Origin of the sequence: Agrobacterium sp. BT-220-3, assembly GCF_025910175.1 — a bacterium.
Taxonomy (GTDB): Bacteria; Pseudomonadota; Alphaproteobacteria; order Rhizobiales; family Rhizobiaceae; genus Agrobacterium; species Agrobacterium oryzihabitans.
The window spans coordinates 1-13,849 of record NZ_JAPAIX010000026.1; the positions used below are offsets into that span (position 1 = coordinate 1).

Below are 13,849 nucleotides of genomic sequence, written 5' to 3' on the forward strand. Positions count from 1 at the left end.
GCTTCAGCTTTTCGGCAATGGCATTCAGAATCATGGCTACGCTCCACTACATCGGGAGCGGAATTTCTACGGTCGTAGTCAACAGCTAGTTAACCAAAAGAATTTGCGACACGCCCCGACGAGCACTTCGGTTCGCCCACCTCCGGCGTGTCGATATCGGCGATGCGGATCTTCTGGCGGTTCAGCCAGATCGTGTCTCCGTCGACGACGCAAGCCTCGCGCGAGCCCGTGGCGCATTTCTGGAATTGCATGCCTACCTTGGATCTGTTGTCGCTCGCGTAGGCTGAAATGCTGGTTGACGCGTTGAAGGCTGGAAAAGCTGCGAACAACGCCAACAGTGTCAACCGGATTGATCTCGACGTTCGCCTATCAGCACCAATTCTGATCTCGTCTTCATTCTTGCCCTTCAAATTCACAAGCCCTTAAATCAGTTGCCGGCACGCTTTACGCGCCACGGCTGAGTAGCCACGACGCTTTTTCTGGCGGAGGAGTTCGAGAAACAGAACGACGGCTTCACGTTCGGTTTTGAAATGATGGCTCATCGTCTGGCCGCTCGTTCCGATACGACCCCAACATCGCATCAGGCAAGTTTCCCCGAACAGGTTTGGCTCGATGGACATCGCATAGAAGCGGGCCATGTTTTTCGTGAGGTCTGTCCTCTCGACATAAAGATGATAGGGCTGGGTGATCATGCCGGCATGATCGTGCCTTTAGGATTCGCCGTCCAACGAGAGTTTTGAATCGCTCGGAGGCAATCGATTCATTTCCGTGATGTGGAGACGCTAGCGAGTTTGGGCGGTCCGCCTTCGGCGTACGGCTCTATTCGCTGGGGCGAACGAAGCCCACATTCGGTCTTCGCCCATCCGGGTCACGATCCTTCCGCAGGCCGCGGGCTCGGCCGGTTCGCGCCAACAGCAGAATTTGCGAAGTCATGCCCACGCCGTATCCAAAATCTTGCGGCGCAACATGCAGTTCCGAACCTTCGCGGCAGCAGCAACCTAACGCACGAGACACCGCCTCATCTCAACACGTGCGAGGTCTTAATCCCAGTCAGGCTCGTCACCCCTATCCTCGTAGTGTGCTTCGTGCGCGCCACATTCTAGGCACATCATTCCACCTGCGGTCTCAACCTCTGTCCAACCGCAAGCCCAGCCACAGCGCGGGCAGAATTCGTCTACCTCGAACTCGCCCCAATGCCATGGACTGGCGTACACCGGGATGGCATGGCTATCGAGACCAATGATTTCGAAAGGATCGCCCTCGGTTGCCAGAAATGCGTTGGTGGAATGGCTATGGAGTGCGTCGAAGATTTGCTCTGGGTCCACGCAGAACCATTCGCCACGCACCACATCGTCTTTGAGGCGCTTATGCAGATCGGCCTCAACTCGCCGATCCTCTGCACGGTCCTTTGTGCGAATGAACCCCATGACAGCGATCTCCCGAGGGTTGCCTGTCTGAAGGTTTCGCAGTCTTCTTGGGATATCATTCGAATAGCCAACCTTGACCGAATAACGCCAGTCGCCACCGGGGTCCCGTTCAGCGAAAAAATATACTGCCACCTAGTCATCCGATAATGTGTGAAATTATTTTTTAAACAGTGGATGAAAGTGTGCGGCGGTCAAGAGGGCTCAAGCATCAGCGTCTGCAAAGGGCCGAAAGCGGAAGCCGGCATTTGGCGATGAGCAAGATCGTCGGGTCCGGCGTAGCGCCTTTCCTATACGTGGTACCTCGACATCGAGGCCTCTGGTTTGTCATGGACTACTGTCCATGCCGCGGCGACTTTGGCCTGTGGGCGATCGAAGTGGCCAAGCAGATCGTCGCGGATCAGGGGTACGAGCTTGCCCGTGCTGCGCGAGACGGCTCCGAGGACGACGTTCGCGTGGCAGGCAACGCTCTCGGTCAAGCCATCACCAACGCGATGATGGAGGTGTTCGACGGACTGACCGAAGGGGTCTCCGACGCGTAGACGGCCTTCTTAAGCGGGATGCTTCGGTCGGGGCCAGTCGGGTCCCGGCTTCCGCTTATGCGGCGCTATGCTAAGCCTCCTGCGGCTGCCCGGTATCCGCCTGAAGCATGACGAGAATTCCCGAAATCACGCCCTTTCAGGTCGTCGCTATGCTGATTTCTCCGATGCTCTTCATTATTCATGGGCGGGCGCGTTGCGCCGCGAGAACCTGCTCTGCTCAACGCAAGCTTTCATATCTTCCCGCCGGAACCAGATGGCGCGACCGCACCTCAGCGGCGGGTTGCCCGCCGTGAAGACGATCTGCTCGTCCGCCCTCATGCGAAGCACCTCATGTGGCTGGATGAGTGGCCGAGCGGCCAGTTGCTTCGACCGCGTCCGCGACGAGCCGCGCGACTGGAAGCTTCGGCTGACCTGATCGATTTCGACCGTCGTCATGCCGCAGCGGCGAGAGATGTAGTCAGCGGTTTCCGGATCGTTGATGGCCGCGAAACTGATCCAGCTCGCGCTTTCGAACCACTTGCTGGAGGCGTCGCGCCCGCCATAGGTTTCGCGCAGCTGGCCGATCGACTGATAGATCATCGTCACCGTGATCCCGTATTTTCGGCCAGCGTCCCGTGCGGTCTCCAGAATACGCATGTAGCCAAGACGGGCGACCTCATCGAGCAGGAAGAGCGCTCGCCCCTCCATAGCGCCATCTCGATTGTAGATCGCGTTCAGGAACGAGCCGATCACGACGCGCGCCAATCCGCTGTGGGTTTCCAACGTCTTGAGGTCGATGTTGATAAACACGTCCGTCTTGCCCGACGCAATGTCCTCTGTCCGGAATGTCGAACCAGAGACCAGCGCCGCATAGTTCTGGTAGGAAAGCCAGTGTGTTTCCTTGATCGCGTTGGCGTAGACGCCGGAGAATGTTTCCGGCGTCATGTTGACGAAGGCGGCGACGTTCTCCTTCACGAAATCCGATTCCGAATTGTCGTAGATATCCTGCAGGCGTTGCCGCAGTTTCGGCTCGGGCTCGGAAAGGTTGCTGCGCACCTGGCGGAGCGTCTGCTGCTCAATCGGCGTATGCCCGGACAGGCAGACATCCGCGATGATCGCCGTCAGGAGCTGCAAGCCTGAGGCACGGAAGAAGTCGTCGCGGACACCGCTGGCGCGACCGCTATCGCTCATGATCCATGATGCGACCGAGGCGATATCTTCCTCTTTCGTGCCGCCATATTGGCCGACCCAGTCAAGGGCGTTGAAGCCTATTGCGGGCTTGCGCGGATCGAGAATTCTGACGCGCCGTCCCGCTTCCTCGCGATGTTTCGACACCATGGGCGCGACCTCGTTTGAGGGATCGAGCACAATGAGCGAACCACCCCATTTCAGAGCAGTCGGGATCGTGACTGAGGTCGTTTTGAACCCCCCCGATCCAGCGAAGACGATACCGTGCGAGGAGCCGAACGATCCGTCGAAACAAAGCAGGGGAGACTTGCCACCTGCACCCCAGGTCTCGGTGGTATCGGCACGGAAAGAGATGCCGGCAACACTGTCACGGTCGACGCGATACCGCTCACCGACGACAATGCCTCCGGTTGACGAGAATAGTGTGCCGGCTTCGGGAAGCGCCATCCAGTCGGCCTCCCCGTGCAGGGCACGCTTGCCGATGATCCGTTTTGGCGCTGCCCGGGCAAAGGCGGTGTTGCCGAGCGTCGCCACGCGCAATGCGAAGCAGCCGGACATCAGCGCAGCGGCCGCGCCGATCATGGTCGATGGATCCAGATAGGACAGCGCGGATTTGTCCGCCGGGACCTGCGAAGAAAGTGTGCTAAGCCGCACGCCCTCCCGCACGCAAGCTGTCAGGATAACTGCGGCGTTTCCAATTGTGGCACCGAGGCCCGCAGCACGAATGCTGGCTGACCCCGCCGTTGCGAACAGGAAAATCAAGCCGAGGGCGGCAGTCGCCACGTATGGCGCCGCGACCCCTGCCCGTCCCAGGGCAAGCCTTGCCGCCTCGGTCTTTCCGAACCCGGCAAGCCATGTCTCTATCCCGGTGAGCGCGAACACTGCCGCACCCATCATGGCCGAAGGAAGAATGACGAGAGCGATCCTATTCGCCTTCATTGCCGAAGGCCTCCGCCCCGATCGCTGTCAATCGCGCTCTCTCACTGTTGTCAGCTTTCAGCCGACGCTGCAGATCCATCAGTGCGCCGAGCAGAAGCGCCCGTTTCTCGAAGCGGAGACCGGCTTTGACGATGAGGCCGCCGAGTTCGATCTTGTCGCGCGTGTCCTTCTTCCGGGCGTCGGATGTCGCGTTCCTGCTCATCCGCTCAAGCCTCAACAGTGCCGCCCGAAGTCGCGCCAGACGCGATCGCTTCGGACTGCCCGCTGCCCGTGCTGCTGTCGCCCGCCCCTTTCCTCCCGACTGAACCGGGTTTGCCTCCGCGAAAGCGTTTCGCCAATTCCTCGAGCGCTGCCTGAAGCTCCGTCTCCTCGATTTCGATCTCGCCAAGGCCTGCCCGAAGCGCGATGCGACCGATGCGCTCGGCCTCTCTCGTTTCCGCGTGCTTGAGCTGTTCCTGGAGCTTGGCAATTTCTTCGCGGATCTTGGAGGATGGCTTCTTCATCTCTGGATTGTCCTCTGTTGCTGCATGACGTGGTTCACGCAGCCAGAGTCGTTCAGATCGGCGTGCCGATCTACTAACAGAAATGCGAGTAGGCGTAGCCTACGCTTTTGAGCATCATCCCGCCCGTTCGCAAGGACGGATCCGAAGGGCGCAATTATACGTCGCTGATGCGACGCTCTGCTTTTGAACCCTGGCGGGGCCCACCGCTCCTCACGAACACGTTGATTTTGTTCGATTGAAGGAGCTTTCCTGGTAGTGGCCGTCCCGCATTTCTCTGTCAGCATAGTTGCACGCGGCTCCGGCCGCAGCGCCGTGCTGTCGGCGGCCTACCGGCATTGCGCCAAAATGGACTATGAGCGTGAAGCCCGTACGATCGATTACACCCGCAAGCAGGGTCTGCTTCACGAAGAGTTTGTCATACCGGCCGATGCGCCAGATTGGCTACAATCTTTGATTGCCGATCGGTCCGTCTCTGGTGCGTCGGAAGCATTCTGGAACAAGGTCGAGGAATTCGAGAAGCGATCGGATGCGCAGCTTGCCAAAGATGTCACCATCGCCGTGCCAATAGAGCTTTCAGCCGAGCAGAACATCGAGCTCGTCAGGGATTTTGTGGCGCTGCACATCACGACCGAAGGCATGGTTGCCGACTGGGTCTATCACGATGCGCCGGGCAATCCGCATATCCACCTGATGACGACGTTGCGGCCGCTGACCGAGGACGGGTTCGGTTCGAAGAAGGTGGCGGTCACCGGTCCAGATGGCCAACCGCTGCGCAACGACAGCGGCAAGATCGTCTACGAACTCTGGGCAGGTGGCCTCGAAACTTTCAATGCTTTTCGCGACGGATGGTTCGCCTGCCAGAACCGGCATCTGGCGTTGGCCGGCCTCGACCTCCGGGTCGATGGTCGTTCCTTCGAGAAACAGGGCATCGAGCTTACGCCGACCATCCATCTCGGCGTCGGTACGAAGGCGATCGAGAGGAAGGCGGAGAGTGCCGAGGAGAGGGCAGCGCTTGAGCGGCTGGAACGGCAGGAGGGGCGGCGTGCTGAAAATGCCCGCCGGATCCAGCGCAATCCGGAGATCGTGCTTGATCTGATCACGCGGGAGAAGAGTGTTTTCGATGAGCGCGACGTCGCGAAGATCCTCCATCGCTATATTGACGATGCGGGCCTTTTCCAAAGCTTGATGGCGCGCATCCTGCAGAGCCCGGAGACCCTTCGTCTGGATCGCGAGCGGGTGGATTTTGCGACAGGGACCCGGTCATCGGCAAAGTACACGACGCGCGAGCTGATCAGGCTCGAAGCCGAGATGGCCAATCGCGCGATCTGGCTTTCGCGCCGGGCCGCGCACGGAGCTCGCAAGGCGGTGCTCGAGGCGACGTTTGCCCGGCACGATCGTCTGTCCGACGAGCAGAAGTCGGCGATCGAACATGTCGCTGGCGACGCCGGGATCGCCGCTGTCATCGGCCGCGCCGGCGCCGGGAAAACCACGATGATGAAGGCTGCTCGTGAGGTATGGGAGGCCGCTGGCTATCAGGTCGTCGGTGGGGCGCTGTCGGGCAAGGCGGCGGAAGGTCTGGAGAAGGAAGCCGGCATTGTCTCGCGAACGCTTTCGTCCTGGGAGCTGCGTTGGGAGAAGGAGCGGGATCACGTCGATGACAAGACGATCTTCGTCATCGACGAAGCCGGCATGGTGTCGTCTCGCCAGCTTGCCTTGTTCTTCGAAGCGGTGACGAAGGCCGGCGCCAAGCTCGTCCTGATCGGTGATCCCGATCAGCTGCAGCCAATCGAGGCAGGTGCAGCTTTCCGGGCCATCACGGAACGGGTCGGCTATGCGGAGCTTGAGACCATCTACCGCCAGAAAGATCAGTGGATGCGGGATGCTTCACTCGATCTGGCGCGTGGAAACGTCGCGGGCGCGCTGAACGCTTATGAGCAGGCCGGGTTGGTACAAACCAGCCGGACGAGGCAGGACGCAATACAAGGGCTGATCGAGAGCTGGAACCGGGATTTTGATCCCGACAAGACCACGCTCATCCTCGCACACCGTCGACGTGACGTGCGCGAACTGAATGAGCTGGCGCGTGGTAGGCTCGTCGAGCGCGGCATTGTCGGCGAAGGTTCTGCGTTCAACACCGAGGACGGGCCACGTCGGTTTGCCGCGGGCGACCAGATCGTCTTCCTGAAGAACGAAGGTAGTGTCGGCGTCAAGAATGGCATGCTGGCCAAAGTCGTGGATGCAGCACCCGGTCGCATCGTCGCCGCGATCGGCGACGGGGAGAGCCGCACGCAGGTCATCATCGAACAGCGGTTCTACGCCAATGTTGATCATGGCTATGCGACGACGATCCACAAATCCCAGGGCGCAACCGTCGACCGTGTCAAAGTCCTAGCCTCCAGCACGCTCGACCGTCACCTGACCTATGTTGCGATGACGCGGCATCGAGAGGCAGCCGAGCTCCACGTCAGCATGGAAGAGTTCACTAACCACCGCGGCGGAATACTCGTCGAGCATGGTGTCGCGCCCTACGAACACAAGCCCGGAAACCGTGACAGCTATTTCGTGACGCTCGAAGATAGTGACGGACAGCAACGCACGATCTGGGGTGTCGATCTCAAGCGGGCCATCGAGGTGGCCCGGCCTGAGATCGGCGATCGAATCGGTCTGAAGCACGATGGATCGGAGACAGTCACATTGCCGGATGGCACGATGGCCGAGCGCAACGCCTGGAAAGTCGTTCGCGTCGCGGACCTGGCGATCGAGCGGCTTAAGGAGCGGCTGGCCCGCGATGGATCGAAGGAAACGACCCTCGATTATGAAGGCACATCGTCCTATCGCGCGGCGCTGCGATTTGCGGAGGCGCGTGGTCTGCATCTGATGAATGTCGCCCGCACGATCTCGAGGGATCGGCTCGCCTGGACCGTACGCCAGAAGCAGCGGCTTATCGATCTTGCGGCAAAGCTCTCAGCCCTCGGCGCAAGGCTCGGCCTGGGCCGTGGCAGCAGCAGTATCTCGATCCCGAACACAGCCAAGGAGGAAAAGCCGATGGTATCAGGCATCACGACCTTCCCCAAAACGATCGATCAGGCGGTCGAAGACAGGATCGCCGCCGACCCTGCCTTGAAGAAGCATTGGGAGGAAGTGTCCATGCGCTTCCACCACGTTTTCGCCAACCCGGAAGCGGCGTTCAAGGCGGTGAATGTCGACGCGATGTTGCACGATCAGGCGGCTGCGGCGAAGACAATTTCCAGGATCACCGCAGAGCCTGAAACCTTCGGTGCAATCAAGGGCAAGACGGGTCTACTCGCCAGCCGTGGCGACAAGGTCGACCGGGACCGGGCGCTCAAAAATGTGACGCCGCTCGCCGACAGCATCAGCGATTATCTCCGCCAGCGTGGCGATGCCGAGCGGCGAAATCACGCCGAGGAGCTGGCGGTGCGCAGGCAGGTCTCGCTGGAGATCCCTGCCCTCTCGTCCAATGCGAAGAGCGTGCTGGAATGCCTCCGCGATGCCATCGACAGGAATGATCTGCCCTCGGGCCTCGAATATGCGCTTGCCGATAAGATGGTGAAGGCAGAATTAGAAGGTTTCGCCAAGGCAGTTACCGAGCGGTTCGGAGAAAGGACGTTCCTGCCACTCGCAGCGAAGGATGCCAATGGAGAGGCGTTCCAGCGCGTCACGTCAGGCATGAATGCCGCGCAGAAGAGCGAAGTGCAACAGGCCTGGAATACGATGCGGACGGTCCAGCAACTCAACGCCCATGAGCGCAGTGTGACGGCACTCAAGCAGGCTGAGACACTGCGTCAGACGAAATCTCAGGGGCTTACCCTCAAATGAAGATGCGCCATCGACATAAAGTGCTCCGGCGCATGAAGGGGCTCGTCTGGTTCTATCGGATCAGCAGCGTCAGCCTCTTTACGCTTGGCCTCATTGTGCTGCTCGGAGGTCACGGCTTCAGGGTCAATCTCACACTCAGCGAGCCGCTGGGCCTGTGGCGGATCGTCAAACCCGATCGTCCTATCCTGGTTGGCGATCTGGTCTTCATTTGCCCACCGAACACCGACGCAATGCGTGAGGCGCGTGCGCGTGGATATCTGCGCTTCGGCCTCTGCGCGGGCCGCGTCGCGCCGCTGATCAAAACCGTCGCTGCAGCTTCCGGACAGGTGATCGAAATGCAAGACGACGTCCGCGTCGATGGTCGTCCGCTTCCTCACTCGCGCGTTGCACAGAAGGACGGCCAGAGGCGTGAGATGATGCGCTACGATGGGGGCATCGTTCCGCCCGGGGCTGTCTTCCTGCATTCCGAGTTTCCGGGTTCGTTCGATAGCGGGTACTTTGGTCCTCTGCCGATGGATGGAATCCTTGGACTGGCGCGAGAGGTCTGGACCTATGCGCAGTGAGCAGTTCCGAACGGTTGTCCTCGTCGCGCTATCGACGAGCGCCGGATGGATCGGCTGGAGCGGGCATGTGCTACTCTTGCCTGTCGCAGCCACCTTCCCCATGCTTTGGTCCTTGACACGGTCGCGCCTACAGGCAACGGCGATCTCGGCTGCCTACTTCCTCGCCGCATCATGGGGACTGCCGCAGGGCGTGGCGAACTTCTATGGGCAGGATATCTGGCCTGGCCTTCTCCTTTGGCTAGTCGCCTCCTCCGCGTTCGTCACCGTTCACTCCGTGCTCTGGGCCGATCACGAGGGATGGCAGAAGCCGCTTCGCTATCTGGCCGCCTGCGTCGCAATGGCGGTCCCACCCCTCGGCATTCTGGGATGGGCGCATCCGATCACGGCTGCGGGCGTTTTGTTTCCCGGCTGGGGATGGTGGGGTCTGGGAGCGATTGCAGCCGGCCTGATCGTCATGACGACGCGGTATCGGCCGGCTGCAGCCTTGGCCATGGCAGGCTTTTGGCTCTGGTCCGCCGCTGAGTGGACGCCGCCGATTCTACCTACGTCGTGGATCGGTGTCGACCTTGAAACGGGGGCGTCGCTCGGACGCGAAGCTGGCCTCAAGCGGCAACACGAGCTGATCGACGTTGTACGCGCCCAACCGCCGGGCACCACGGTCGTGCTGCCGGAAAGCGCTCTCGGTTTCTGGACGCCGACGGTTGGCCGCGTCTGGCAGCGATCTCTCGCCGGAACGGGCATCACTGTCATCGGGGGAGCGGCCGTCATCGACAACGAGGGCTATGACAATGTGCTTGTCAAACTGTCGGCTGATGGAACCGACATTCTTTACCGGGAGCGCATGCCCGTGCCCGGATCAATGTGGCAGCCATGGCGGGGTTGGATCGGCGATAACGGCGGTGCCCGGGCACATTTCTTCGCGAATCCCATCGTTGACGTTGGCAGCAAAAGTGTGGCGCCACTGATCTGCTACGAGCAGCTTCTCGTCTGGCCGATCTTGCAATCGGCTTTCCATCGACCCGACGCCCTCGTCGCAGTCGGAAACGGCTGGTGGACTGCCGGCACGGCCATCATCGACATTCAGCGGGCGAGCAGCGAGGCCTGGGCCCGCCTGTTCGACTTGCCGCTCGTTATCTCATTCAACATTTGAAACATGGAGCTCGCATGCTGGATGCTGCCTTGATCAAAGAATGTGCCGATCCATCGTTGAAGCCGGCTATCGTCGAGCAGTTCGTCCAGGCGGTCGGCTCGGACGATCCGCTTGCTATCACGGTAAAGTCCGGCGGGCGTCTGATCCTCGTTCCCAAACCGAAAACGCCTGAGGAGGCGATCGAGATTGTTCGCGAGAACATCGGTGGTTCCATCGTGCGGGTGGGCCTGACCCAGATCCCGGCGGGAATCGGTCTGAAAGACGCGTCGGAGCTGAAGGCTGATCTGGTTGACCCCTGCGCGAATCTGCGCTTGGGCACGACCATGTTTGCCAAGATCCTGCGAATTGTTGCGAAGTGGTATGGAAACCCAACGAGCGACGAGGTGTTCCCGCAGCTCTTCGACGATGCTGTCCATGCCTGGCAGACCGGAAAGTTAGAGGGGGAGAGCGTGTTCCAGGCGGAGGATCCAGGTGGCGCGGTCGTGCAAAAATCAGAGGATGGCCATGATGCAGAAGAGGCTCCGGAGGCCGACGCCACGCCCCAGGAGAAAGAAGAGCCGTCGAAGCCTGACGATGCCGGTATCCGGATTGATCTGACGCGGATCGGGGGCCAGAAATAGTGGCCTGTCCGGGCCTCCGCCTTTCGAATGAGCGAATTTGCGCTGTTCTCATATTGCTGGGAGAGAATAGCGTGTGAGAACCGCCTCATCGCCCTCGATGGTGATCTCGATCACCTCGTTCAGGAGTTCTTCGCCGCCGGTAACCTCCTCCAGGATGAGTGTGAACAGGTCTCGCTGCAATGCCGGAACAACCTGAGGCACGATGATGATCAATCCGGCATGGATCTCTTCATTGCCGTATAGTTTCCTGAAATCACGCGCGTTGTTGGTGACGAAGGTGTAGTCCTCCGCAACAATGCGGGGCATCAGATCCCAATCCTTTTCGCCGCTCAGGCCAAGCCAGTTTACGTGGAAGCCGTCGTGGCCGTTATCCTGAGCTACGGCCACGAGAGAGGTGTGCAGGCATTCATCAATCAGGAACTTCACGATATCAGCTGCCGGAAGCTTTGATGGCGGCCTTCGGAAGTGAGAGACGCTTTGCAGATTTCACGGTTGCGCCAAGGTCCGAAAGCTTGCGAGGTCGGCCTCGTGCCGGGTGAGCGGCAGTCCAGATTTCCGCGAGTTCGACCATACGCACGGTAAGCGAAGGATACCCCTCGACAATTTCCTCGGTGGTCGCACCCTGAGCCTTCATAGCGGCAATCGTCCTGACTGGAACGCGGGTTTTGCTGAAGACCGGCTCGCCGCCAAGGACACCCTTCACGGATCCAATAACCCGTTCGGCTTCACGAAGCGCCTCCGCTCGCGCAGCAAGCTGCTCCCGGGCGCGGGCAACATCCACGATCAGATAGTCGTCTGCTCGAACGGTGTCGGCATCCGGATTCTGGTCTATCGTGTCGAAGAGCCGCTGGCGACGCTCGGCCGATAGGATCGAGCCGACCCCATACCAGAGCTTGAGGCGCAGGAGGTCGTCGTCCGAGAGGGCACGTCCCTCGTCTTCCGAAAGACGACGTGCGATGATCCGTTTGTCGATTGCGTTGTGCACCGATTTCACGGCGATCTCGCTGACGGCAGCTGCTTCTGCAGGCGTATAGGCACGCGACATCTGAGCCATAATTATTCTCCTTGTGGAGAAGATATAGCGATTTCGCTGCGCGTTGTGAAGTGGGGCCTCGGTTCTCGGTACGCTCAGAGAGAATTCGAGTCATACTGAGAGCCTCGCCTACTCAGTCTGACTGGTCTGGTGTGACCAGCTCTACATGGCTGACGCCGAGGGCCTGGGCGATCTCATAGAGTGTGACGATGGAGGGGTTTCGCTTCCCTCTTTCGAGTCCGCTTAGATACTGTTGGCTGAAGCCGGAGCGCGCTTCCACATCCTCCTGTGTCAGGCCTTTTTCCCGACGGAGGCGGGCAAAGTTTCGACCGACCAGCTTGCGCATATCCATGCGCGGAAGATCGACGTTTACATACTTTAAGTTTATCAACTATAGTATGTAATTGAGGTTTTAACCGATTTGCCTCTGCGGATACCTCGGTTCGAAGAAGGTTTACATCGGTGGTATATGGACGGTAATTGGACCGATAATGTTCAAAGCAAGTGCAAACGGGCCTGTGTCTGATACCAAACTCATTTTGCGCCCACTTATCGGATTGATGAGTGATCAGCCGCCCGAAGAGATCGAGCGCCACGTCGTGCGCGAGATCGAGAAACATCGTCGTTTGCGCGATGCCGCCGTGATGCTCGAAGCAAAGGTCGATGCCGCAGCTGACCCGGAGACGGCTCGCGAGGCAAGTCAGGCCTATATCGCTGCCATGATCGCCGTCCACGCGCAGCAGACGGTCGTGTCAACGCTTCTCGACATTCTGGGCTATATTCCCAATATGCCGAAATCTAAGGGGCACTGACCTAGATCAGGCCGAACTCTTTGGCCATTGCGGTCGCCTGGGGCAAGCTCGTCGCGCCCAACGCCGACTTGGCGTTGCGGAGGAAGAACGCGACATTGGCGTATGTGGTGTTCTCGATGATAGCAATGGCCTTCATCGATTTCCCCTCTGCAGACCAGCGTAGGCAAGTTAGTTCGTCGGACTTCATGCGAATGGGAGTGTGATGGGTCGGTTTCGCTCCCAGACCTTCAAGCCTCGAGTGCAGTTGCGCGACCGCAGAAGCGGCGAGAACCGGGTTCAGCGACTGCCCGAGGGCAAAGTCGACTTCTTCCGAAGCCAGGGTGAGCATTGCCATCCGACCAAAGCCGGTCTTGATCGGAATTGTAATCCCGGAGCGGATTCCGAACTCTCCGGCTTCTCCGTAGAAGTTCCTGCGCTCCTTGCTCATCCTGAGCGATCCTTCGTTGGACCAGGCGAACGCTTCCAGCTGATCGCGCGCGTTTCGCACGACGGGATCGATCAACGCGTAGGACTTCTCGAAGTACCGCTGCTGCCATTCGACGTCATAGTTTGAGATCGCCGTTTGCGTTTCCGCTTGCAGATTGAGATAGGCGTATGCCCGAAAACCTGCTTCCCGACTTAGCTTCTCCAGTGTCGCCTTCACCGTGGCTTCGTCATGCGCCAGGGCGACCTGTTCGGTCAAACGCTCAAACCATTGGTTCAATTCATGGCCTCCTTTGAGTGAGGGTATGAACGCAACAAGGTTGCAGTCATAAGTGGCAGTACCCTTTGTCGAGGGTCGGTCGCTCCGAAACGAAGGCGAAGCACACCCATTGCGCCTGCCTAAAGTTGAGTATTATGGGAAAGAATTTACCCACGCAAGATTGTAGTATGTCATCGCGATTCAATTACATAGACGATGACCGGTTTGCGCCGAACTCTATTCTATTGCCGATACGAATTCGGAAAAATTATATCCTGATCGACCAGCACGTTGAATTTGTAACCGGGCCGAATCCTGATCGTTGGCTGCACATTTAGGTTCTTGGAGATTGTCTGCTCCGCAACACGGCCGAAAGATTCGGCAAAATTCCGCCGCGCTGCATCTGAAGCGGTATCCTGTATGGCCAGTGTCGAGCTCTCCGGCATCGACATATCGATCAGAGCTGGCTCGGGAAATTTGAACAGCGGGGATAAGTGGAATTTCTGCCTGACTTCGGCTTAGATGCCGTGAACAGGAGATACCATGACGAGACGACCGCGCCGGAACCACAGCCCGG

At 59.4% G+C, this 13,849-nt stretch carries 16 protein-coding genes and 1 pseudogene; 6 read left to right on the top strand and 11 right to left on the bottom strand.

Annotation, left to right across the window (positions count from 1 at the left end):
* Window positions 1-89: 89 nt before the first annotated feature.
* The 3 genes from OK142_RS24760 to OK142_RS24770 all read right to left on the bottom strand — a co-directional run bounded on the left by OK142_RS24760 (window position 90) and on the right by OK142_RS24770 (window position 1,559).
* Window positions 90-335 (bottom strand): hypothetical protein, encoded by a 246-nt coding sequence (locus OK142_RS24760; RefSeq protein ID WP_498685696.1) that lies wholly within the window; start codon window positions 333-335, stop codon window positions 90-92.
* A gap of 87 nt (window positions 336-422) precedes the next feature.
* Complete coding sequence (locus OK142_RS24765; protein ID WP_037094168.1) at window positions 423-692, bottom strand: WGR domain-containing protein; 270 nt, start codon at window positions 690-692, stop codon at window positions 423-425.
* Window positions 693-1,040: 348 nt separating this feature from the next.
* Window positions 1,041-1,559: a GIY-YIG nuclease family protein gene (locus tag OK142_RS24770; RefSeq protein WP_081950752.1), complete on the bottom strand. Its 519-nt coding sequence runs from the start codon at window positions 1,557-1,559 to the stop codon at window positions 1,041-1,043.
* Window positions 1,560-1,753: 194 nt separating this feature from the next.
* Here OK142_RS24770 and OK142_RS24775 point away from each other — a divergent pair, with 194 nt between their 5' ends.
* Window positions 1,754-1,966: a hypothetical protein gene (locus OK142_RS24775; protein WP_037094173.1), complete on the top strand. Its 213-nt coding sequence runs from the start codon at window positions 1,754-1,756 to the stop codon at window positions 1,964-1,966.
* Between the two features lie 174 nt (window positions 1,967-2,140).
* On the opposite strand, the gene traG is transcribed toward OK142_RS24775, so the two are convergent.
* Genes traG through traC form a run of 3 tightly spaced genes read right to left on the bottom strand, consistent with a single transcriptional unit; the run spans window position 2,141 to window position 4,575 of the window.
* Window positions 2,141-4,072 (bottom strand): Ti-type conjugative transfer system protein TraG, encoded by a 1,932-nt coding sequence (gene traG / locus OK142_RS24780; RefSeq protein ID WP_037094166.1) that lies wholly within the window; start codon window positions 4,070-4,072, stop codon window positions 2,141-2,143.
* On the bottom strand, window positions 4,059-4,274 hold the full coding sequence (traD, locus tag OK142_RS24785; protein ID WP_037094164.1) for a type IV conjugative transfer system coupling protein TraD: 216 nt from the start codon (window positions 4,272-4,274) through the stop codon (window positions 4,059-4,061). The genes traG and traD overlap by 14 nt, the downstream gene beginning before the upstream one ends.
* Window positions 4,275-4,278: 4 nt before the next feature.
* On the bottom strand, window positions 4,279-4,575 hold the full coding sequence (gene traC, locus OK142_RS24790; protein ID WP_037094161.1) for a conjugal transfer protein TraC: 297 nt from the start codon (window positions 4,573-4,575) through the stop codon (window positions 4,279-4,281).
* Between the two features lie 255 nt (window positions 4,576-4,830).
* Here traC and traA point away from each other — a divergent pair, with 255 nt between their 5' ends.
* The 4 genes from traA to OK142_RS24810 are packed head-to-tail and all read left to right on the top strand — an operon-like array spanning window position 4,831 to window position 10,745.
* Window positions 4,831-8,412: a Ti-type conjugative transfer relaxase TraA gene (gene traA, locus OK142_RS24795; RefSeq protein WP_037094159.1), complete on the top strand. Its 3,582-nt coding sequence runs from the start codon at window positions 4,831-4,833 to the stop codon at window positions 8,410-8,412.
* A 2-nt stretch (window positions 8,413-8,414) separates the two neighbouring features.
* Window positions 8,415-8,975: a conjugative transfer signal peptidase TraF gene (gene traF / locus OK142_RS24800; RefSeq protein ID WP_498685697.1), complete on the top strand. Its 561-nt coding sequence runs from the start codon at window positions 8,415-8,417 to the stop codon at window positions 8,973-8,975.
* On the top strand, window positions 8,965-10,125 hold the full coding sequence (locus tag OK142_RS24805) for a conjugal transfer protein TraB (RefSeq protein WP_037094156.1): 1,161 nt from the start codon (window positions 8,965-8,967) through the stop codon (window positions 10,123-10,125). Before traF ends, OK142_RS24805 begins: the two co-directional genes overlap by 11 nt.
* A 14-nt stretch (window positions 10,126-10,139) precedes the next feature.
* On the top strand, window positions 10,140-10,745 hold the full coding sequence (locus OK142_RS24810; RefSeq protein ID WP_037094154.1) for a TraH family protein: 606 nt from the start codon (window positions 10,140-10,142) through the stop codon (window positions 10,743-10,745).
* Between the two features lie 48 nt (window positions 10,746-10,793).
* Here the strand turns inward: OK142_RS24810 and OK142_RS24815 are convergent, their stop codons facing one another.
* The 3 genes from OK142_RS24815 to OK142_RS24825 all read right to left on the bottom strand — a co-directional run bounded on the left by OK142_RS24815 (window position 10,794) and on the right by OK142_RS24825 (window position 12,130).
* Window positions 10,794-11,171, bottom strand: a complete 378-nt coding sequence (locus OK142_RS24815; protein WP_037094152.1) for a DUF5615 family PIN-like protein — start codon at window positions 11,169-11,171, stop codon at window positions 10,794-10,796.
* Between the two features lie 4 nt (window positions 11,172-11,175).
* Window positions 11,176-11,799, bottom strand: a complete 624-nt coding sequence (locus OK142_RS24820; RefSeq protein WP_037094150.1) for a DUF433 domain-containing protein — start codon at window positions 11,797-11,799, stop codon at window positions 11,176-11,178.
* A gap of 112 nt (window positions 11,800-11,911) precedes the next feature.
* On the bottom strand, window positions 11,912-12,130 hold the full coding sequence (locus tag OK142_RS24825; RefSeq protein ID WP_037094170.1) for a helix-turn-helix domain-containing protein: 219 nt from the start codon (window positions 12,128-12,130) through the stop codon (window positions 11,912-11,914).
* 139 nt (window positions 12,131-12,269) lie between these two features.
* Here OK142_RS24825 and OK142_RS24830 point away from each other — a divergent pair, with 139 nt between their 5' ends.
* Window positions 12,270-12,590, top strand: coding sequence for a transcriptional repressor TraM (locus tag OK142_RS24830; protein WP_081950751.1), 321 nt, complete (start codon window positions 12,270-12,272; stop codon window positions 12,588-12,590).
* A gap of 1 nt (window position 12,591) precedes the next feature.
* Here OK142_RS24830 and OK142_RS24835 read toward each other — a convergent pair whose 3' ends face one another.
* Window positions 12,592-13,293: an autoinducer binding domain-containing protein gene (locus tag OK142_RS24835; RefSeq protein WP_037094145.1), complete on the bottom strand. Its 702-nt coding sequence runs from the start codon at window positions 13,291-13,293 to the stop codon at window positions 12,592-12,594.
* Window positions 13,294-13,514: 221 nt separating this feature from the next.
* Window positions 13,515-13,730, bottom strand: a pseudogene (locus OK142_RS24840) (TrbI/VirB10 family protein); the annotation flags it as partial.
* Between the last annotated feature and the right edge of the window lie 119 nt (window positions 13,731-13,849).

Coding starts and splice junctions, on each gene's coding strand:
- OK142_RS24765 (WP_037094168.1), bottom strand. CDS start 692: ATGATCACCCAGCCCTATCATCTTTATGTCGAGAGGACAGACCTCACG.
- OK142_RS24775 (WP_037094173.1), top strand. CDS start 1,754: ATGGACTACTGTCCATGCCGCGGCGACTTTGGCCTGTGGGCGATCGAA.
- traG (WP_037094166.1), bottom strand. CDS start 4,072: ATGAAGGCGAATAGGATCGCTCTCGTCATTCTTCCTTCGGCCATGATG.
- traD (WP_037094164.1), bottom strand. CDS start 4,274: ATGAGCAGGAACGCGACATCCGACGCCCGGAAGAAGGACACGCGCGAC.
- traC (WP_037094161.1), bottom strand. CDS start 4,575: ATGAAGAAGCCATCCTCCAAGATCCGCGAAGAAATTGCCAAGCTCCAG.
- traF (WP_498685697.1), top strand. CDS start 8,415: ATGCGCCATCGACATAAAGTGCTCCGGCGCATGAAGGGGCTCGTCTGG.
- OK142_RS24805 (WP_037094156.1), top strand. CDS start 8,965: ATGCGCAGTGAGCAGTTCCGAACGGTTGTCCTCGTCGCGCTATCGACG.
- OK142_RS24810 (WP_037094154.1), top strand. CDS start 10,140: ATGCTGGATGCTGCCTTGATCAAAGAATGTGCCGATCCATCGTTGAAG.
- OK142_RS24820 (WP_037094150.1), bottom strand. CDS start 11,799: ATGGCTCAGATGTCGCGTGCCTATACGCCTGCAGAAGCAGCTGCCGTC.
- OK142_RS24825 (WP_037094170.1), bottom strand. CDS start 12,130: ATGGATATGCGCAAGCTGGTCGGTCGAAACTTTGCCCGCCTCCGTCGG.
- OK142_RS24830 (WP_081950751.1), top strand. CDS start 12,270: ATGTTCAAAGCAAGTGCAAACGGGCCTGTGTCTGATACCAAACTCATT.